Here is a 20,261-nt window from a genome sequence, read left to right as displayed (position 1 = left end):
CGTTATCGCTTCGTCAAAATGGTATCCACGAAGCTGGAAATATCCGTACCCGAAAATAGATAACCTGCGATGCCGGCGGCCGAGCCCGCATCGAGATCGCGTTGCTTGTCACCGATCACCAAGCTGCCCTCTCTGTCGATCGGCCAGTGCTTCATCAGATCGAGGATCATGCCCGGCTGCGGCTTGCGCCAGTGGCACTCCCGCGTATAGGCCGGAACGACTCCATCCGGATGGTGCGGGCAATAGCGGAAGTCGTCGATGCGTGCACCCTCGCGAGCCAGTTCATCGCGCATCCAGTTGTGTAACGCGCGGACATCGTCCTCGGAGAAGAAGCCGCGTGCGACGCCGGACTGGTTGGTGAAGACGAAGACGTAATAGCCGGCCTCGTTCAGCGCCCTGATCGCAGAAGCGATCCCCGGCATCCAGCGCAGTCGCTCGCGGGTGCCGACATAGGCGTCGTCGAGATTGATGACGCCGTCGCGGTCGAGGAAAGCCGCGGGCTTTCGCGCGGTCTCGTTGCCGCTCGTCATTTTGCTTTCGTCGCGTCGATCAGCATGTGTTCAACCGCGTCGCAGATCGCATGCATCGCCATCATGTGAATTTGCTGAATCACCGGCGTGTCGTCGCTAGGCGACACAAACAGATGGTCGCAGGATGCGCGCAGGCTTTCGCCTTTCGTGCCGGTGAAGCCGACGGTGGTCACGCCGAGATTTCGCGCGGTTTTCAGCGCCGCAAGGATATTCGGCGAGCGTCCGGACGTGGTCAGGGCGAACAGTACGTCTCCGCGGTGTGCAAGTCCCTGGACCTGTCGTGCGAAGATTTGCTCGAAACCGTAATCATTGGCGATAGCGGTCAACGCGGAGGTGTCGGTGGTCAGCGCGATCGCAGCCCAGCCGAGCCGCTCCTGCTTGTAGCGGCCGACGATTTCGGCGGCGATATGCTGGGCGTCGGCGGCGCTGCCGCCGTTACCGATCAGCAGCAGCTTGTTTCCCGACTTCAGCGCATCCGCGACCGCACCCGCGATGGTGTGCGTCGTCGCAAGCAGCTCATTGCTTTGAACGGCTCTCGTCAGCCCGTCGAGCGAGCTTTGGAAGTGCGCGGCGATCCGGTCCTGGTTCAAATGTCACCGTGTCGTTCGGATTGGCTCTCAGTGGTAGTCACCGCAGCATGGAGGCGCAAGTGCGGCCCTCGCCGGATGTTTAACGAGGCGCCGCTGCCGTCATCACGCCCTGCGCAGCTTCCACGACCTGCGAGGCCGGGATGTCGCGCATGCAGTGATGATCGTTCTGGGTGCAGACAGGCCGATGACAGGGCTGGCAAGGCAGATCGGTAGCGCGCTTGATCGTGGCGGCAAGCCCATTCAGCGGCGCCCAGTGATAGGGACTGGTCGGGCCGAAAATTCCGATGGCGGGCGTGCCGATGGCCGCCGCGATATGCATCAGGCCCGAGTCGTTGGAGATCACCGTTTTCGCCGCCGCCATCGCCATGATGCCGTTGCGCAGGTCGGTTCCGGTCAGGTCGCGGACGCGCGGTCCCGCAAAATTGACGATCTCGGCGGCGATGGCCTTTTCGCCTGGTCCGCCGACCACCCAGACATCGAGGCCCTGTTCGGCGAACATCCGTGCCGCTTCCGCATAATAGGTCCAGCGCTTCGAGGCTCCCACCGATCCCGGCGCCAGCGCGACCGCGGCGCTGTCGCCGAGGCCATTCTTCTGTCGCCACGCGGCGACTTCCGCCGACGGCACCACGAGCTGCGGCACCGGCCATTCCTTCGGCAGCGGCGCGTCGGACGGCAGGGCGAGGGCGGCATTCTTGTCGATGAAGCGAGGCATCTTCCGCTCGCCCCAGCGCCAGTCGTTGATCAGCCCGAACCGGACCTCGCCGACGAAACCTGTCCGCTGGGGAATTCCCGCGAGGGTAGGCGCAATAGCGGATTTCCAGGTCCGGGGCAGCACCAGCGCCGTGCCGTAGCCGACGGCGCGAAGCTGCTGCGCCAGGGCCCATTGCTTGGCGAGGGCCAGCCGCCCACGCGGCAGGTCCCAGACAATGCCGCGCCGGACGCCAGGCATGTAGTCCACAAGGGGAGCACAGAGACTTGTGACTAGAAGATCGACCGGACGATTGGGCCAACGCTCATTTAGGACCCGGACGACGGTATGGCCCCGTACGAAATCGCCGATCCACATATACGGAATGACCAGAATCGGGCTGGTTTCCGAGGGATCAGGCACCACTTGGATGTTGTCTAGAAGTGAATTTATATTCATATATTGAAGGGTTTGGAGGTGGTCACGACAGGGCCAGGAGACTTATGGACAATCAGCCGGTTACCGCGTCGCTTGCATGGCGTCCAGATACGTTTTCATCGGCTCCGGCACTGGCCCCCGGCTTCACCACATCAACGGACGTGAGTTGCCTGCCGGGCGGGACTGAGGCAAAGGTGACGCGTGTGGTGGTTCGCAAGTCCGCATCATTCTGCAGCTCGCGCATCTGCGGACTTGCGAACCAAAACCACACGCGAATCATAGGCTTCTGGTGTCCCTTTGAATCCGAAGTTCGCTTGCGAATGCGCCGCAAGAGAGGGCGAACTTCGGATTCGGGACACCAGGGTCAATTGGGCGGGATTCCTTCATGCTGCTGGTGACCGGCGGAGCCGGTTTTATCGGATCGAACGTCGTCGCCGCCCTCAATGATGCGGGCCGCGCGGACGTGGCCGTATGCGATTTTCTGGGGCATGACGGCAAGTGGCGCAATCTTGCCAAACGGCAACTCGCCGACATCGTTCCGCCCGCCGAACTGACGCAATGGCTGAGCGGCCGCAAGCTCGACGCCATCGTGCATATGGGCGCGATTTCCGAGACTACAGCGACCGACGGCGATCTTGTGATCGAAACCAATTTCCGCCTGTCGATGCGGCTGCTTGACTGGTGCACGGTGAATTCAGTTCCGTTCATCTATGCGTCGTCCGCCGCGACCTACGGTAACGGCGAGCAGGGATTTCGCGACGATGCCTCGCGCGACGCGCTGAAAAAGCTGCGGCCGATGAATCTGTACGGTTGGAGCAAGCATCTGTTCGATATGGCGGTGGCCGAGCGCCTTGCGCAGGGCGAAAAAATGCCGCCGCAGTGGGCCGGCCTCAAGTTCTTCAACGTGTTTGGCCCGAACGAATACCACAAGGGCGCGATGATGAGCGTGCTGGCGCGCCGGTTCGACGACATCCGCTCCGGCCGCGTGGTGCAGTTGTTCAAGTCGCATCGCGACGGCATCGCCGATGGCGACCAGCGGCGCGACTTCATCCATGTGGATGACGTGGTGCGCGTCATCATGTGGCTGCTGGCGACGCGCTCGGTGAATGGCATCTACAATGTCGGCACCGGCAAGGCGCGCAGCTTCCGCGACCTGATCCTCGCGGCCTACGGCGCGCTCGGTGCCAGGCCGAACATCGAATATATCGACATGCCGGAACAAATCCGCGGCAGTTATCAATACTTCACGCAGGCAGAGGTCGATCATCTGCATGGCGCAGGCTACAATGGCGGCTTCACGGCGCTGGAAGATGCCGTAGGCCACTATGTCAGGGATTTTCTCGACCGGCCCGATCGCTACCGCTGATCGTGCAACAGGGATCTAGTGGTCTGGTTCTGGCATTCGCATCCCGTTGCAGCGGTCTCTTTTGCGAATGCCAGAACCAAAGACCACTAGCAATTAATAAATATCTAGTGTCCTTTCGAATCCGACGTTCGCTGCGGAAGGCGCTGCAAAATAAAGCGAACGTCGGGATTCGGGACACTAGAGCGTTCTCATGTTTGACTTTGACGCGCTGTCGCAAGCGATTGTCCGCCAGACCGTGCTATGCGTCGGCGACCTGATGCTGGACGAATTCGTCTACGGTGAGGTCTCGCGCATTTCGCCGGAAGCGCCGGCACCGGTGATCGCCGCGCGGCGCAGCGAGATCAACGTCGGCGGTGCGGGCAACGTCGCGCGCAACATCGCCTCATTGGGCGCGAAGTGCATCTTCGTCGGCCTCGTCGGTGACGACACCGCGGGCGAAACGCTGAAGGCTGAACTCGCGAAAGAAAAACTCATCGAGGCGGTATTGGTCATCGATCCGTCGCGCCCGACCACGCGGAAGGTACGCTTCGTGTCGGAGCATTTCTCGACACATATGCTGCGCGCGGACTGGGAACTGTCGGCTCCGGCTTCGGAGGAGACCGAGCGCAGACTGATCGATGCCGTCATCGCCGCACTGCCACGCGCGGATATTGTTTTGCTGTCGGACTATGCCAAGGGCGTGCTGACCGCGCGGGTGATCCGCAACATCATTGATGCCGCGCGCAAGCTCGGCAAGCGGGTGATCGTCGATCCGAAAAGCGCCAACCTCGCGATCTATCGCGGCGCGACGCTGTTGACGCCCAACCGCAAGGAATTTGCCGAGGCGACGCGGCGGCGCATCCAGTCCGACGCAGACATTGCCGATGCGTCGATTGAGGCGCTGCGCACGGCGGATGCCGAGGCGGTGCTCGTCACCCAGAGCGAAGACGGCATGACGCTGGCGCATCGCGACGGCAGCCTGATCCATATTCCGGCGCAGCCGGCGAAGGTGCGCGACGTCTCCGGAGCGGGCGATACCGTGGTGGCGGTGCTGGCCGTGACGCTGGCTGCGGGAACGGACTGGGACACATCGTTGCGCTGCGCGACGGCTGCCGCCGCCGTGGCCGTCAGCAAGCCCGGCACGGCGACGGTTTCGCTGGCGGAACTGCGACGGAACATTTTGCCCCATGCGTCGCTCGCGGCGGAGGAGAAGATCGCCTCAAGCGCCGCCGATCTCGACGCGCGAGTCGCCGAATGGCGCCGCCAAGGGCTGCGCGTCGGCTTTACCAACGGCTGTTTCGACATTCTGCATCCGGGCCATGTCCGCGTTGTCACCCAGGCGCGCGCCGCGTGCGATCGCCTGATCGTCGGCCTCAACAGCGATATGTCCGTGCGTCGCCTAAAGGGACCGGAGCGGCCGGTGCAGGACGAGCGCGCTCGCGCCGAAGTGCTTGCGGCGCTCGAAGCGGTCGATCTCGTCGTTATCTTCGAACAGGACACGCCGCTCGAACTGATCACACAGATCAGGCCCAGCGTGCTGGTGAAGGGCGGCGACTACACCCGCGAGCAGGTGGTTGGGCACGAGGTTGTCGCGGCCAATGGCGGCGAGGTCGTGCTGGTCGATATTCTGCCGGGCCACAGCACCACGTCTCTGGTCAAGCGTGCGCGCGAGAGCAGGGCATGACTGTGAATGCGTCCGACATTGGCGCTCGGGGTTCGCCTTCGATCTGGCGCAACACGGCGGCATGGATCAAGGCGGCGGACATCGCGGTGGTTCTTCTGGCCATCTCGCTGCCGTGGTCAACCTCGCTTGTGGCAATCTTCGCGGTGGTCTGGCTGCTGTTGCTGATCCCGACCGCTGAACTGCGGGACTTTACCGAAACCCTGAAACGTCCCGCCTGTGTATTGCCCGTTTTGCTTTTTGCGCTGGCTGTCGTCGGTACGTTATGGGCGACGGATATTCCGTGGGCCGCTCGGCTGCAGGGCATCAATCCAGTCGCCAAGCTGCTGGCGATCCCGATCCTGATCCGTCATTTTGAAAAGTCGGGACGCGGGCTGTGGGTCGGTGTCGGATTTCTTGCGTCATGCACGGTGGTCATGCTGGCGTCATGGCTGATGTTCGTCGATCGCCGGTTTGTTTTTGATGCGACACGTTCTCTCGGGGTTCCGGTCAAGAACTACATCGCGCAGAGTCAGGAGTTCGCGCTTTGCGCCTTCGCCGCCTTCGGGACAGCCGTCTATCTGCTGAAAACGGGGAGAAAGCCAACCGCTGCGTTGCTGGCGATCCTCGGCGTCGGCTTTCTCGCCAATATGGTGTTCGTAGCAAGCTCACGAACTGTGTTCGTCTGCATTCCGGTACTGTTCGTTATTTTCGCCGTCATGCATTTCAGCAGCCGCGGAGTCGTGCTCGTGATGGCCGCTGCGATTGTCCTGGGTGCGATTGGCTGGATTTCATCGCCCTATCTGCAAATGCGGACGACCATGATCTTCACCGAGTATCAGATTTATCGCGACACCAACGCCATAACCTCGGTGGGCGAGCGGCTGGAATTCTGGCGCAAGTCGATCAAGTTCGTGGAGGAAGCGCCGCTCGTCGGTCACGGAACGGGATCGACCAAAACCCTGTTCGCGCAGGATGCAGTCGGGCAGACCGGCGCGTCCGCCCAGATCATCGGCAATCCGCATAACCAGACGCTCAACGTGGCGGTGCAGTGGGGCATCATCGGTTGCCTCGTGCTGTATGCGATGTGGTTTTTGCACCTGAAGATGTTTACGGGCTCCGGACTGGCTGCGTGGATCGGACTGGTCGCGGTGGTCGAGAATTTCGTCAGTTCATTGCTCAATTCGCATTTGTTCGATTTCACCGAGGGCTGGATCTACGTGCTGGCTGTCGGTATCGCCGGTGGCATGGTCGCGCGCGCTCGTCCGGTTTCCGCGGTGACTGAGGCCAGTCCGCGAATAACCGCGCCGGCGGTGGCGCCTGCAGGGCGGGCGTAGCCATGGCTGGTATATCCCGGATCAGATTTCCTGGCCTCACATGGCGAAATCTGCTGATCATTATCCATGATGCGCTAGCCACGGTTTTCGCCGTGGTCGCCAGTTTTTATCTTCGGTTCGAGGGCAGCGGCCTGATTGAGCGTCTGCCGTTGCTGCTACGCATTCTGCCGTACTTCGTCATTTTCAGTGTGATCGTCTGCTACGTCTTCAAGCTGACGACCACCAAATGGCGCTTCATCTCGTTGCCGGATTTCTTCAACATCGTGAAGGCATCATCGGTGTTGGCGCTGATGCTGCTGGTGCTGGATTACATTTTCATCGCCCCGAACGTCTACGGCACGTTCTTCTTCGGCAAAACGACAATCATCATCTACTGGTTCCTGCAGAACTTCGCTCTCGGCGGTCTGCGCGTGGCCTATCGCTATTTCCGCTACACCCGCACACTCAATCAGGCGCGCGGTCTTGACGCTGCGCCGACGCTGCTGGTCGGCCGGGCTGCCGATGCAGAGGTGCTGCTGCGCGGCATCGAAAGCGGTGCGGTCAAGCGGACATGGCCGATCGGCGTGTTGTCACCATCTGTATCCGATCGCGGGCAATCGATCCGCGGCATTCCGGTGCTGGGTGGGATCGACGATCTCGCCGACGTGGTCGATGACTTTTCGCGGCGGGAGCGGCCGATCGAGCGGCTTGTCATGATGCCTTCGGCGTTCGAGGCCGATGCATCGCCTGAATCGGTGCTGACGCGGGCCCGAAAGCTCGGACTGACGGTGAGTCGTCTGCCGTCGCTGGAAGGCAGCGGTGAAACCCCGCGGCTGGCTCCGGTGGCAGTCGAAGATCTGCTGCTGCGACCGAGCGTCAAGATCGACTATCAGCGTCTCGAGACGTTTGTGAGAGGCAAGTCCGTCGTCGTCACCGGTGGCGGTGGATCGATCGGGTCCGAGATCTGCGACCGCGTGGTGACGTTCGGTGCATCGCGTCTGCTGATCGTAGAGAATGCCGAACCGGCGCTGCACGCGGTGATGGAAAATCTGACGGCAAAGTTTCCAACGGCGGTGATTGAGGGACGCATCGCCGATATTCGCGACCGCGCGCGCATCATGCACTTGTTGGCGGAGTTCAAGCCGAACATCGTTTTTCATGCCGCCGCGCTGAAGCATGTTCCGATTCTCGAGCGAGACTGGGGCGAGGGGGTCAAGACCAATATCTTCGGCACGGTCAACGTGGCCGATGCCGCCGTAAGCGCCGGCGCGGAAGCGATGGTGATGATCTCCACCGACAAGGCGATCGAGCCGGTGTCGATGCTGGGACTGACAAAGCGTTTTGCAGAAATGTATTGCCAGGCGCTCGACCGGGAGTTGCTGAGCCGGGCGAACGGCAAGCCCCCGATGCGGTTGATCTCCGTTCGTTTCGGTAATGTGCTGGCCTCGAACGGATCGGTGGTGCCGAAGTTCAAGGCGCAGATCGAAGCGGGTGGACCGGTGACCGTGACGCATCCGGATATGGTCCGCTATTTCATGACCATTCGCGAAGCGTGCGATCTCGTGGTGACTGCGGCAACCCACGCGCTCGGTCCCGTCCGCCCCGATGTGTCCGTCTACGTGCTGAACATGGGGCAGCCGGTCAAGATCGTTGATCTTGCCGAGCGCATCATTCGGCTGTCCGGCCTGCAACCGGGCTATGACATCGAGATTGTGTTTACCGGTGTTCGCCCTGGAGAGCGTCTCAACGAAATCCTGTTCGCCCACGAAGAGCCGACCACGGAAATCGGCATCGCGGGCATTGTCGCCGCGCGTCCGAATGAACCGCCGCTCGATACGCTGGAACGATGGCTGTCCACGCTGGACAAGGCCGTCAGCGGCGAACAGCGCAGCGTCATTGTGGGTGTGTTGAAGGACGCCATTCCCGAATTCAAGAGCGGCGCGGCGTAATCTACCGCAGCGGTTCACGCGGCCGGGAAAATCGGCTGAGCACGAGCGCGACGGCGCCGATGCCGACCGCCAGCGTCATTCCTTCAACATACGGTGATTTCAACCAGATCGAGGCCGCGGCGAGCATGGCGAGAAAGACATTCAGAATGAAAACCTCGCCGACGACCTGCATCACGCTGAAGCCATTACCGGTCGCCTGCTGATAGAAATGGGAGCGATGGGCGACCCAGACCGTTTCACCCTTCATCAGGCGGTTCAGAAGCGTGATCGTCGCATCGGCGAGATAGTAGAGCGGCAAAAGCAGCGCCGCGACCAGATGTCCGCTTTCGGCAAGCTGCAGCAAGCACCATCCCAGCAGCACGCCTATCGGGAGGCTGCCGACATCGCCGAGAAACAGTTTTGCCACGGGTCTGTTGAACGGTGCGAAACCTACCATTGCGCCGCAGAGTGCGAGCGCCACCAGCGTCGGGCCCACAGGTAGCTGCCCATAAAAGCCGAACAGCGCCAGCGCCGCCGTTACGGGAACGACTTCCGCGACCGTCATCCAGTCGAGGCCGTCCATGAAGTTGACAAGATTGACAAACCACAGTCCGCCAATCAGGAACAAGGCGCGTTCGATCCACACCGGCAACATCGAAACGAGCCGGAAGTCCTCCGGCAGGGTCGCCACAACGATGCCGACTGCGACCGCTTGCAGCAGAAGACGCGGCAGGACAGGCATCGTGCGCAGGTCGTCATAGGCGCCGACGCCTGCGAGCAGGATCGCTGCGGCAAAGACCGTCAGCAGAGCCGGATCGGACACTGCGCCGAAAAAGTATGCCGATAGAATCACCGACACGATGGTTGCAGCGACCACGGCCACACCGCCGCCCTGCGGCGTCGGCACGCTGTGCGACGAGCGTGCGTTCGGTCGCGCCAGCGCATAGCGCTGGAGAAGAGGACGAAGCAGCACGACAAGAATCGCGCAAATGACGCAAGCGACAAGTGAAGTCGTGATGATGAGCAATGAATTCATAAAGTGAGGATTACCCGCTCAGCGCTTAATGCCGACCGCGCACCAGTAGGGTACGCAATCTGAGAAATGAATGTCCTGAAACTCAGCGGCGGTCAGCATGTCCCGGATTTGCCCGCGCGTGAAGCGCTGTTCGAGGCGGGTGCAAAACCGGTCATAGGCATCCGTTCGCATGACATAAAAGGCGCGATGCTTGTAGGACTCCAGCGGCAGGGCAGCAGCGGAAAATCCCAGCCGTTCGACAAGAGCCGCCAAGCGAGCCAGTGGCCAGTATACGAACACAGCGATGATCTGGCTGATCCACAGGCGCGGCTTTTCCGGGAGCTTCGAGATCACGACGCGGAAAACATTGCTGAACTTCCACAGCGCGCGATACCAGGCTGGTCGGTTATCTAGCGCATAATAGAGATAGATCAGGAATGGCGCGCCCGGCTTAAGCTTGGTTGATATTTCGCGGATTGCGGCCTGCGTATCGGGGACATGATGCAGCACCCCGAGCGAAAACGCGAAATCAAGCGATCCATCTGGCAGGGGAAGTTCCCCAACGCTGGCATGATGAAAGGTCACATTTTGCGTTGCCGCCAGATTCGCGCGCGCGACGTTCAACGCATCGGGGCTGGCGTCAAGCAGATGAAGATGGCCGACGCGGGGCGCCACCATCACCGACCAGCGGCCGCTGCCGCATCCGACATCCATTCCGACGGAGTTAGCCGGCAAACAGTCCCATGGGAAAATATGAAAATAGGACTCGAAAATAGCCCTTCGGTCTTCCGTGGAAAAACTATCCTCTCCCTGACGGAAGGTCGACCATTCGTGACCGAATCCCGCAGCGACCGCAGGATCGATATTGCTGGACGGACGGTCGGACATGAGATTCCACGAGGCTGGGATGAAGAGTTTCAGGGAACACGGTCGTGTAAGGTGTTTAATCAAACCGGTGAGGAGTGACAACGTCCTCGGGCGGCGCGCCCCTTCTCACGATATGTGTTTGGGATATGTTCTTCGGAAATGTCCGCCTGGAATACTCCTGTATGCAGCAGCGCTTTTTCAAGTCCCGGATGCCACTTTTCATGGAAGCTTCAAAGCGATAGTAAGATACTCGGACAGGCGGGAGTGAGCATCATTGGTAGCTGTGCGGTGGCTTCAGTTGCTGCTTGCGACTGTATTGCTTGGGGGGTGCACATTCTTTTTCGATGTGCAGGATTCGGTTCAGCCGGATCCCGAACCCGATTCAAGACAACAGAAAATCATCTTCGAACGGATCCACCAGATCACGCAGTCGATGAAGGACGTCAACCGTTCCGAGGTTTCTGACGTCGGACCGAACGAGGCACAGTCCGGGCCCGAAAAGTGGACGGTGTGCTCGCGCGGAAGCGCCGGCTCTGAGTTGCGCTATTTCACATTCTTCCTGAAAGGTGAAACCGTTGCAAACTGGCGGCCAGCCGTGATTAACGATAAATGCGAAGCCCGCAGGTTCTCGCCCTTCTGACCTGGCCTGAATTCCGTCGGCGACGGACGTTAAGGCGTCAACTCGTCCGCTGAATTTGTTCGTTGTAAAGATCGACGATTGCTGCGCCGATCGCCTGTGCAGACATCTTCTCGACGACGAGCCGCCGGGCCGCCGCGCCGTAGCGCATTCGCAATTCCGGCGAGGTCGCCAGTTTGCCAATCGCATCGGCGAGTGCTTGCGGATTTTCGATCGGCACCAACAGGCCAGTCTGGTCGTGGATCGCGATTTCCCGGCAACCTGGTGCGTCCGTGGCGATAAGGGGCCGGGCACAGGCCGCCGCTTCGAGCAGACTTTTCGGCAGCCCCTCGCGGTGGGAGGGCAGTGCTGCGATATGAGAGTCCCGCCACAGCGAGGTAATGTCGTAAACATGGCCGAGCCACGTGATGCCGGGCTCGTTGTTCCATTGCTTTGCGTCTTCGAAGGAAACGGAATCAGGATTGGCCAGATCGGGATCTCCGGCGATGCGCAGGCGAACGTCCACGCCGAGTGCGCGCAGAATCCGGTGCGCGCCAACTAGGGCGCGAATGCCCTTGCTGGTCAAAAGCCGCCCGGCAAATCCGACTGTTATTGGGCCGGCAGGCTCGGGCATCGGCAGCAGTTTGTCTGTATCGACACCTGAACCGGGAATGCGGACGAGACGATTGGGATCGATCCCAATCGTCTCGAGCGCGGCGCGGTCATCCGGATTCTGAACCAGGAATATGGCGTGATCCCGATTCAGCAGGAATCGCAATGCAACCGCGATCACGATGCGAAGAAGGAGAGCTCTGGCCGTTGTCGATGTAAAAGCATAGCCGAGTCCGGTCATCGCATTGACCTGGGGCGTCGTCATTCCGAGGGATGAGATTCCTCCCAGCACGCAGATCTGCATGCCCACATGATGTACGATGGATGGCGAGAGCGTGCGTTTGATCTTTCGGAGCGCCAGGATGGTCGAAATCGCACTAAGCGGCGACAGGCCGCCACGCCGGAACGGTATTGGATGAATCGTAAATCCTTCGGCGCGGATGGCATCGGCACTCGATCCCACCGAAGTTGCTACATGAACATCGAAGCCCGCATCGCGCGCGGCCCGGGCCATTGGAAGACGATGAGAGACAAAAGCCCAATCCTCCGAAGCCACGTAAATTAGGATGGGTTTCATAAGATAACTTTGTTCACTTGGGATTCTTACTTTTTGCTATCCCATGATCCTTATCAATTGTACCGGAACGTTGAAAAGCGAATTCACCCATTAGCCGGTATCCATATCATCGACACTCAATCGTCCAGTACCGCCTTAGTTGCCCGGCAACGAAATGGAGGGTCCACATTTGCAATGCGTATAAGCTTCGCTATAGGGGAAACCGCTGGTTGCTTAAACAGGGATGACTTAGCTAATGGCGGGCGCGAAGGTGTCTATAGCTAAGTGGAGGTCAATGAGGAATAATATTCATTTCAGAGCAACTGTAATGGAATTCGGTCCTTTAAGCCAAGCAGACTAAGAATGTAGCCCTATGCCGTATTTGGACGTGCAGCAAATTTCGATGGAGCCGGGCTCCAGCCGACCGCCATCAATTTTGCTGGGCTTGCAACGAGTGATTGCCCAATCCGGTCCCAAAGGTCGGCTTTTCCCATAGCGGTAAGAGTCCATGCTAGCCAGAACGGGCGAACAGAAAAGACGTTAGATTGCCGATGGTTGCGTCGCCGGATCTCTTGTACAATCTCCGCAAGGGTCACTGGATTTGGATCCGATACGATAAAGGTCTCACCGACCGCTTGATCGACATTCTTTGCCGTTAAAACAGCTGAGCAAAAATTTTCGATTGATAAAACGGATCGACGGCTTTCGAGTGCACCGACCGGCAGCGGTAACGGCAAGCGCGCAATCTTCTCGACCGTCTCAAAATTTCCTTTTGCACCAGGCCCGTAAACAACTACCGGCCTCAGGATCGTAAAAGGTACGCCGCTATCACGCACTGCGATTTCAGCGAGCAACTTTGAGATACCATAAGCATTCACCGGCGTTGGCACATCTTGTTCGGTCAAAATGCTTGCTGAAATAGGACCAGATTGAGCAGCGATCGATGAAACTTGAATGAAATGCACACCTGTTTTAGCGGCCGTAATTGCTAACGACCTGGTCGCGAGGTGATTTACTGTATTATAGGTTTCGTCTGTGACCAGGGTATGAGCCGCACCGGCCAGATGGACGATGGAATCGATGCCCTCGACCAGTGGTGCCCAGTCCACTTCTGCTCTGGTAAAGTCAACGACTCGGACGCTTTCGACCTGCGGGTCCTGCGGTACAGCGTCCGGAAATCTAGTTGCGGCTCTGACCGCGTAGCCGTTCTGCACAAGGAATGGCACGAGATGCTTTCCCAAGAACCCGCTCGCGCCAGTCACTAGAATTTTCTTGCGAGACAATCTTTGAATGTCCTCTATGAAGGAATGAATCGCGAACCGATTTGATGGACCTGTGTCCTAGACCGTTAGGTACAAAATGGTCTCTATATAACGTACAAAACGTACGTGGACTGTTCAAGTCCTCCGGAACACTTTGTTCCGATGAAGGTGTTTGGGAAAAAGCTTCGGGAAGCTGCCGCTCAGTTGGGATTGAGCAGTGCGGATGTTGCCCATCGAGCCCAACTGAGCGAGCGCCGGTACGGTCATTATGTTCAAGACAATCGAGAACCCGATCTGGCCACACTTATTCGTATCGCAAAGGTCTTGAATACGACGCCGAATGATCTTCTGGGTTTTGGCGAATGCTCAGAGAAGCCATCCCGGCACTCCCTTCTGTTCGATCGACTGCGTGCCGCGGCTCAGGTTTTGAGCGAGGGAGAGTTGGAGACGGTGCTCGTGCTGGTAGATGGCCTGGCCGCACGTCATAAGAAGCGGAAAGCGAAGTAACCAGCGCGGCCCTCTCTTACTGAGTAAGAGTTCCAAAGACGAATACCAAGATCGGCATGATTGGTTTGATGGCGGCTGCGGCTTGTTGGAGGTAACCGATGCGTACTTATTTTAAACCTCTTGTTGAGATCCAAAGCTTTCGCGAAACCTCGATTGGATCGAGGTTAACCCTCTGCCACCAAGCGCGCTCGTCACCGAAGCAATGATTTTCCCGATGATGAGCTCGACACAGGGGCACCGTAAACTCATCGCTGGTCTTGCGAGACATGGCCCGGGGTTGAGCAAACCGTAAATGATGGGCGTCGGAGGGAGATCGTTCACAGATCAAACAAGGCTGCGAGGCGACAAACCGCAAGTGGGCTTTGTCGCGATGTCGTCGAGGCTCGCTGAGTGCAAGCTCGCTCTTGTCGATCTTCGGCTTTTCGGTTGTATCGACGAACGGTTCTGTTGAGATAGTTTCAACAACCACTGGAATGGGAACGAAGCTCTCTCCGCTTCCACTGCGTTTCCTTTTCCCTAGCTTCTTTCTCTTCTCCTTCGGTGGTCCGACCGATCCGGAAGTATACCGAGACGTTGATTGAGTATCGTCGCTCGGCGTGCTGTCCAAGATCGAAGGGAAGGTATTTGTGCCCGGTGCTTGATCTTGAAGCGCAGCCATCTTGTCCGTGAATGCTAGTTCTATCAGCTTGGCATCGCTCGCCACGAGGCGGTTTTTTGCTTTGAGAATATCTGTGGCGCACGCCTGCAGATCTTCGATCGTGGTCAATGTATCGATGTTAGATTGAACTTGAAGCCGCATTGAGCATGAAGCGTCGACATCCAGTGCGTCCCTAGCAACAGCCGCTTGCGTTTTACTCAAAGCCGCGGGCCCCGTAGAGGCGCCAGCATGTTGAGAATTTCCATTCTGATAGTTGGCAGCAGATTCAATTTTCCGATTTACTTCAGAATTTTGGAGATCGGGCGTGTCCAGATCATCTTCTCCCGCGATGCCAACCAGCGTGAACAAGGCATAGCGCCGCGCGTAGGTCAGTGCCGCTCCCATTCGTCGCGGCGCGGCGGCGTCCGACAGCTGGCAGACCGGCCAGTCCGACGAAATCCATTCCCCGGAGGTGTGCATCAGGATTGTAGTCAGATTGACCAAACCATTCGCCTGGTCGATGTCGGTGGTTTGGGCAACGGCAATTTGCTGGCCACCTAAGGTTTTGCGAACAATCTCGAGACCACTCGACAGCGACGCATAACGAAACGTCTGGGGATTATCGCCGCGATTATTGTGATGGATCATGCCAACCATGGATTTTTCCGGGTTGGTGAGTTCGGTCTGGGCCTTGGCCAGAGCGGTCGCGATCGCGGCCACGCTTTCACTAGAGCGATGCATGGGCGCGCTCCATGTCGACCAGATCAAAGGTCACCGCCCCAGATTTGGAGCGTTTGGCGCGGATGCCATGCCCCATGGCTTCCTTGGCGTCCTCCGGCATCAGTACTTTGAGCTCACCCTTGGCCCGCTCGTGGGAGAGATGGGCGTTGCGTGTTTCAAGGTAGAGGGATGCAAACTCGGCCCAGGAGTTGGAGGCGTTCATATCGACCACCCGGACAGCTTCAATCCGCGGCTTGGGTGGCTCGCAGTCGAACAGTGCCGGTGGCTCACCCGTCTTGACCGCGCGCCAGAAGGCCTTTTCTGCGGCGATCAGGACGGTTTGGTAAATCGGATCGGCCTCGATCGCGAGTTCGACCCATTTTCCGCCACCATTGATGATCGACAGCACCGACATCTTGGTCTCGGCGACCAACATGTTGTGCTGAAGCTGGGCCATATGTTTCTCGGCGGCCGCCCCTTCCGAGAACGACCATGGCAGCATGAACTTGGCCTCGAACACCGCGCCGGTTGCATCCACCAGCCCGTCGAGGGTAGCCGCCATCCAGGGAAACGCCCGATGAATGGCGTGGCGCTGGACGGCCACGATGCGATGCCCTGACTGACGCTCAAACCAGCGCCGATTGAGGTCCTCCGTCACCAGCCCCAATTGGACGATCAACTCACCCGAGAGATCCGGGCCAGCGACCTCGCCTCGCTTCTCCTTCCAAAGTTGCAGTAGGGCCTTTTCGTTCTTCCCCATGATGACACGGGCATCCGAGCCGCCTATGAAATTCCGCCGATCTTGTCGTTTTGTTTGTTCTCTTGTAGCCATATTTAGAAACTCCTTCTTAGATCGCACCATCGATATAGCGATACTAAAAGTATCTATTCGGAGCATGTGTGTCAATACTAAAAGTATCAATTAGGCAAATCAAAGCGGCGCGAGCTTTGTTGAGCTGGTCCCAAGAGGATCTCGCGAAGAGAGCTGCAGTGTCCGTTCCAACTGTTAAGCGGCTGGAATCAGAGGATGGTGAATTAGGAGGGCGGGAGGACACTGTTCAAAAATTGCGCGCCGCCTTTGACTCTGCCGGAATTGAGTTTCTTGGAGGAAGCAAAGGGCCGGGGGTGCGTTTGCGAAGTAAACCCGGCTGTGAATGATTGGGCTCATTCAGAGTGGCTCTGACCAACTAGGAGAATTTTTGCGAAGCTCGCCGGTTCCGCTACTTCCGGCAGATGAATCTTCGTGATTCTTGGCCGATCTGCGGGTAGCGGCGTCTTTGCTGCAATATGTAGCTAAAATCGGATCGGCAGCCTGCGACGTGAAAGAAATCTGTGCGATAAATCTCGATCCGCGTAGTGAAGAGACCATCTGAGAATGATCTTTAATGGCAGAGAGTGCGTGAAATCGTTGCCGTCAGATCCTAATGTTAATCGAATTCCTTCGCTCGACGCGTTGCGCGGGATCGCGATATTGATGGTCAACTTAGGGCACTTTATTCCCGCCCGGGTAGCGCTGGGCGATGCATCCTATCACGTGGTATCGCTCGGGCGGGGCGGCGTGGTGCTGTTTTTTCTTTTGAGCGGCTACCTCGTTTTTAGGAACATAGAAAAGCAGGATACCGCTACTTTCATTTCGCGCCGGCCGTCCTGCTGATCGCGGTAGACGGTCGCCTTCGGGAAAAGATGCGAGTCTCTGTAGATGCGCGTCCCCGCGCCGGGGCTGCAATAGCAAGATCTATCTGAACGCGAGCTCCGTTGCGACGCAACCGACGACGTCAAGGTTCGACAAAATTCATAATTTCGCGGTAATATCAATATATTAGTCTTAGTTGTATGGCTATTCTTGACGTTCATCCAATGAACACGGTAAGGAAATCGATGCAGGAGTGAGGTGATGGAGCGAGCGGTTCCCGAAAACGGGCGCGAGGACGACAGCGACCGTATCATTCTCGGTCTTCTGAATTCCGTAGAGCAGGACGGGGCGCGTTCGCAGCGGCATTTCGCGGCCGAACTCGGAATCGCTCTTGGCCTCGTGAATGCGTATCTCAATCGTTGCATCAAGAAGGGGCTGGTGAAAGCTAGTCAGGCGCCAGCGCGCCGTTACGCATATTACCTCACGCCGCAAGGCTTCGCGGAAAAATCCCGCCTGACCGTTGAGTATCTGTCGTCGTCGTTTGGATTTTTCCGAAAAGCGAAGGCGGACTGCATCAAGGCCCTGGAAACGGCGAAAGAGCGGCAACTCAAGCGGCTTGTTCTGTTAGGTGTTTCGGATCTTGCGGAGATCGCCACGATTTGTGCGATAGACACCGGCATTGTCCTCGTTTGCATGGTCGCCCCATCAAATACGCTTGACCGATTTGTCGGCTTGCCTGTTGTCGACGATCTTGACGCAATTGAAGATCAGGTGGATGGCGCGCTGGTGACATCGTTGTTTTCGACGCCTGAAGTTGACGTATTGATCAATAGTGCAAGAAAAAAATTCGGCGCTGATGCCGTCATCATTCCCGAATTGGTCGATTTACGTCCACGCAAGGCGAAGGGGCGTGTGTCATGACTGGCTTTGCGAATTCTGCTTGGTATGTTGCTCAGACACAGACGCAAGCTGAATCAAAGGCTTGCGCAAATTTGGCGCGACAGGGGTTTGAGGTTTATTTGCCGCGTTACCCGCGGACAGTGCGTCACGCGCGGCGAATTAACGTTGTCCGAGCGCCGTTGTTTCCGAGCTATGTCTTCGTCAGAATTGACCTCAAAGCGCAAGGATGGCGCGCCATTAATTCTACGATTGGTATCAAGAGACTCGTTGGGCACGAAGGAACGCCAGCGCAAATTGCGACGGATGTTATCGAGACTCTCAAGCAGCGCGAAAAAGCCGATGGCTTTTCTTCCGTAATCTCGCCGGCATCGCGTTTTAAGACAGGCGATGCCGTCCGTATTTTGAAGGGCGCATTCGATTCGTGTTGCGGGATATTTCAGGCGCGCACGGACAGTGAAAGGGTCGAGATTCTCCTGGATCTGCTAGGCCGGAAAGTGAAGGTTGTGGCAGGCGCAGATATGATCGAGCTAGCGTAATGAGATCGTGTGTTGCGGTCTGCTGCTTTTCCTGTCGGTCCTTTAACCGGGAAGCGCTGTGAACCCAGTATTGTCCGCGATCGTTAAGGATGCTTGGGCGACGCTTCGATGGAAGCTGCCGACGTTAGCTTTGCTTACATTCGTAAATGCCGTTCTCGAAGGTGCGACAATTGCATCATTGCTGCCACTGTTAGGCAGTCTTGGTGGAGAAGGTTTGGTTGCGAATGATAGGGTTAGTCGGATAACAGCGGAGGGCCTGAGGCTACTCAATGTTTCGCCGAGCCCCGGAGCGGTTGCTGGCCTGATAATTGTATTAATTGCAGCAAGTGCCATTACCTTTATTGCCTATTCTCATCTCGCCTCTCGCCTTCAAGCATTTTATGTCGCTTCCTGGCAGCAACGAATATTCGCTGGATTCCTGGCGGCAGACTTTCGTTTCTTTGTTTCTCACAGGACTGGTGACCTAGTTGCGGCGATAACGAATGAGCCAAGCCGGATCGGCCTCGTCTTTTCGCAGGTCAATCTTATAATCGCGGCCGCGCTTTTTATCTTTGTTCAGATCGTTGTTGCGTTGTTTATCGCCCCGTGGGTTGTAGCGCTTCTCGTCGGATTCGGCGTATTGCTGTTTGCATTAACGCGATGGTGGAGTGTGCGCGCTGCGCGATTCGGGGCTGAACTAACAAAAGTAAATGCTGATCTGATGGTTGATGCTAACGAGATCATTGGTGGGGCAAAATTCGTCAAGGCGACAGCCACGGAAGATCGCGCCTTGAGCCGATTTGTCCGGGCGGTAGGCCGGTTAGAAACATTGAGCTTCGGAAACTCATTCGACGGTCAGGTCGTCAGGGCCATTTTCGAGTATAGCGGCGGTCTTCTTATCGTTGGGCTTATCGTCTTGGGGCCGAAGTTGCTGTCTGTCGATGTCAGTGCAGTACTGGTGATTGTTGCTATTTTCGTAAGACTCTTTCCCAAGATCACCGCATTGCGCCAGAATCTGCAGATCGTCGATTTTCACGCACCAGCTTTCGATGTGCTGTCAGGTCTGTTGCGGGAAGCCTCATTGCGCCATGAAGCATCAGGTAACGATACGCCGCCTGGATGGCCGGGCTCTGCGCCGGCCTCCATAGCCCTGGAAAATGTGTCAGTCCTGCTCGGTTCGCGGGAGCTGCTCACCGACGTGAATATCGACATACCTGCCGGGGCATTTGTGGTGTTTACAGGTCATACTGGCTCGGGAAAGACGACCTTGTTGGATTGCATTCTTGGCTTGCGACGTCCCAGCTCGGGCGTCGTGAAGATCGACAAATATGCGATCGATCAGTTGCCAAGTTTCGCATGGAGGAGGGGCATTGGTTATCTGGGACAAGATCCGGTCCTGTTCAATGCGAGCATTGGTGAAAATCTCCGCTGGATAAACCCGCAGACCACAGACGAGGAAATCGGCACGGCGCTCGAGGCCGCGGCGGCCAATTTCGTCGGTCGGCTGCCTGAAGGCCTCGATACCGTTGTAGGCAATCATGGTAGTCGGATGTCTGGAGGTGAACGCCAGCGCATTGCGCTTGCGCGAGCATTGCTGGGTTCGCCGCGTCTTTTGGTTCTGGATGAAGCGACGAGTTCACTGGATATCGAAACTGAGGAACTTGTCACCGAGGCACTGGTAAGATTGAAGGGTCGGATAACTATTGTGGCGATATCGCATCGCCCCGCTCTTATCCGTAATGCCGAGATCGTCTTCCATCTTAGCAATGGTAAAGTTGAGCGAGTCGAAAAACCGGATTCTCAGGTGGCGGGCGAGGTGCAATCCGCGCCTGTCGCGCGTTGTCACTAGAGACTTTACCTTGCGTCGTTGCGAGGGGATTGCCGTTTCGTGGGGGATCTGCCCTGATTAGTGCTTCACCGGGTTGC

The 20,261-nt window shown here is 57.8% G+C and carries 20 protein-coding genes; 11 read left to right on the top strand and 9 right to left on the bottom strand.

The window, feature by feature from the left end; genetic code table 11:
* Positions 1-2 precede the first annotated feature (2 nt).
* The 3 genes from LVY71_RS17005 to waaF form a co-directional block, all read right to left on the bottom strand.
* Positions 3-530 carry an HAD family hydrolase gene (locus LVY71_RS17005; protein ID WP_235101028.1) on the bottom strand — a complete coding sequence of 176 codons (528 nt, stop codon included), beginning with the start codon at positions 528-530 and terminating at the stop codon, positions 3-5.
* Positions 527-1,120, bottom strand: coding sequence for a D-sedoheptulose 7-phosphate isomerase (locus LVY71_RS17000; RefSeq protein WP_235101027.1), 594 nt, complete (start codon positions 1,118-1,120; stop codon positions 527-529). The genes LVY71_RS17005 and LVY71_RS17000 overlap by 4 nt, the downstream gene beginning before the upstream one ends.
* A 79-nt stretch (positions 1,121-1,199) precedes the next feature.
* Complete coding sequence (gene waaF, locus LVY71_RS16995) at positions 1,200-2,267, bottom strand: lipopolysaccharide heptosyltransferase II (protein WP_235101026.1); 1,068 nt, start codon at positions 2,265-2,267, stop codon at positions 1,200-1,202.
* Positions 2,268-2,631: 364 nt separating this feature from the next.
* On the opposite strand from waaF, the gene rfaD reads away from it, so the two are divergent.
* From rfaD to LVY71_RS16975, 4 genes are all read left to right on the top strand, one after another.
* Positions 2,632-3,612, top strand: coding sequence for an ADP-glyceromanno-heptose 6-epimerase (rfaD, locus tag LVY71_RS16990; RefSeq protein ID WP_235101025.1), 981 nt, complete (start codon positions 2,632-2,634; stop codon positions 3,610-3,612).
* A gap of 190 nt (positions 3,613-3,802) precedes the next feature.
* Positions 3,803-5,275: a D-glycero-beta-D-manno-heptose-7-phosphate kinase gene (rfaE1, locus tag LVY71_RS16985; RefSeq protein ID WP_235101024.1), complete on the top strand. Its 1,473-nt coding sequence runs from the start codon at positions 3,803-3,805 to the stop codon at positions 5,273-5,275.
* A complete protein-coding gene (locus LVY71_RS16980; protein WP_235101023.1) occupies positions 5,272-6,588 on the top strand; it encodes an O-antigen ligase family protein in 1,317 nt (438 codons plus the stop codon). The genes rfaE1 and LVY71_RS16980 overlap by 4 nt, the downstream gene beginning before the upstream one ends.
* A gap of 2 nt (positions 6,589-6,590) precedes the next feature.
* On the top strand, positions 6,591-8,516 hold the full coding sequence (locus LVY71_RS16975; RefSeq protein ID WP_235101022.1) for an SDR family NAD(P)-dependent oxidoreductase: 1,926 nt from the start codon (positions 6,591-6,593) through the stop codon (positions 8,514-8,516).
* Between the two features lies 1 nt (position 8,517).
* Here LVY71_RS16975 and LVY71_RS16970 read toward each other — a convergent pair whose 3' ends face one another.
* Positions 8,518-9,531, bottom strand: coding sequence for an MraY family glycosyltransferase (locus tag LVY71_RS16970; protein WP_235101021.1), 1,014 nt, complete (start codon positions 9,529-9,531; stop codon positions 8,518-8,520).
* Positions 9,532-9,549: 18 nt separating this feature from the next.
* Positions 9,550-10,479, bottom strand: coding sequence for a class I SAM-dependent methyltransferase (locus LVY71_RS16965; RefSeq protein WP_235101020.1), 930 nt, complete (start codon positions 10,477-10,479; stop codon positions 9,550-9,552).
* Positions 10,480-10,675: 196 nt separating this feature from the next.
* Between LVY71_RS16965 and LVY71_RS16960 the strand changes: the two genes are divergently transcribed.
* Positions 10,676-11,017, top strand: a complete 342-nt coding sequence (locus LVY71_RS16960) for a hypothetical protein (RefSeq protein WP_235101019.1) — start codon at positions 10,676-10,678, stop codon at positions 11,015-11,017.
* 37 nt (positions 11,018-11,054) lie between these two features.
* On the opposite strand, the gene LVY71_RS16955 is transcribed toward LVY71_RS16960, so the two are convergent.
* Positions 11,055-12,182: a glycosyltransferase family 4 protein gene (locus LVY71_RS16955; protein WP_235101018.1), complete on the bottom strand. Its 1,128-nt coding sequence runs from the start codon at positions 12,180-12,182 to the stop codon at positions 11,055-11,057.
* Positions 12,183-12,532: 350 nt separating this feature from the next.
* Entirely contained in the window at positions 12,533-13,444 is a 912-nt protein-coding gene (locus LVY71_RS16950) for an NAD-dependent epimerase/dehydratase family protein (RefSeq protein ID WP_235101017.1), read from the bottom strand.
* A 141-nt stretch (positions 13,445-13,585) separates the two neighbouring features.
* Between LVY71_RS16950 and LVY71_RS16945 the strand changes: the two genes are divergently transcribed.
* Positions 13,586-13,930, top strand: a complete 345-nt coding sequence (locus LVY71_RS16945) for a helix-turn-helix domain-containing protein (RefSeq protein ID WP_235101016.1) — start codon at positions 13,586-13,588, stop codon at positions 13,928-13,930.
* A gap of 106 nt (positions 13,931-14,036) precedes the next feature.
* Here LVY71_RS16945 and LVY71_RS16940 read toward each other — a convergent pair whose 3' ends face one another.
* A complete protein-coding gene (locus tag LVY71_RS16940) occupies positions 14,037-15,308 on the bottom strand; it encodes an ERF family protein (RefSeq protein ID WP_235101015.1) in 1,272 nt (423 codons plus the stop codon).
* Positions 15,295-16,047 (bottom strand): YqaJ viral recombinase family protein, encoded by a 753-nt coding sequence (locus LVY71_RS16935; protein WP_502797602.1) that lies wholly within the window; start codon positions 16,045-16,047, stop codon positions 15,295-15,297. The genes LVY71_RS16940 and LVY71_RS16935 overlap by 14 nt, the downstream gene beginning before the upstream one ends.
* A 140-nt stretch (positions 16,048-16,187) precedes the next feature.
* Between LVY71_RS16935 and LVY71_RS16930 the strand changes: the two genes are divergently transcribed.
* The 5 genes from LVY71_RS16930 to LVY71_RS16910 all read left to right on the top strand — a co-directional run bounded on the left by LVY71_RS16930 (position 16,188) and on the right by LVY71_RS16910 (position 20,184).
* A complete protein-coding gene (locus tag LVY71_RS16930; protein ID WP_235101013.1) occupies positions 16,188-16,445 on the top strand; it encodes a helix-turn-helix domain-containing protein in 258 nt (85 codons plus the stop codon).
* A 241-nt stretch (positions 16,446-16,686) separates the two neighbouring features.
* On the top strand, positions 16,687-16,941 hold the full coding sequence (locus LVY71_RS16925) for an acyltransferase family protein (protein ID WP_235101012.1): 255 nt from the start codon (positions 16,687-16,689) through the stop codon (positions 16,939-16,941).
* Positions 16,942-17,181: 240 nt separating this feature from the next.
* Positions 17,182-17,841: a winged helix-turn-helix transcriptional regulator gene (locus LVY71_RS16920; RefSeq protein ID WP_235101011.1), complete on the top strand. Its 660-nt coding sequence runs from the start codon at positions 17,182-17,184 to the stop codon at positions 17,839-17,841.
* Positions 17,838-18,356: a transcription termination/antitermination protein NusG gene (gene nusG, locus LVY71_RS16915; RefSeq protein WP_235101010.1), complete on the top strand. Its 519-nt coding sequence runs from the start codon at positions 17,838-17,840 to the stop codon at positions 18,354-18,356. Before LVY71_RS16920 ends, nusG begins: the two co-directional genes overlap by 4 nt.
* 58 nt (positions 18,357-18,414) lie before the next feature.
* Entirely contained in the window at positions 18,415-20,184 is a 1,770-nt protein-coding gene (locus LVY71_RS16910; RefSeq protein ID WP_235101009.1) for an ABC transporter ATP-binding protein, read from the top strand.
* The last annotated feature ends 77 nt before the right edge of the window (positions 20,185-20,261 follow it).

The organism is Bradyrhizobium sp. G127, from assembly GCF_021502575.1.
Classification (GTDB): Bacteria; Pseudomonadota; Alphaproteobacteria; order Rhizobiales; family Xanthobacteraceae; genus Afipia.
This window is presented reverse-complemented; position numbering and strand designations above follow the sequence as displayed.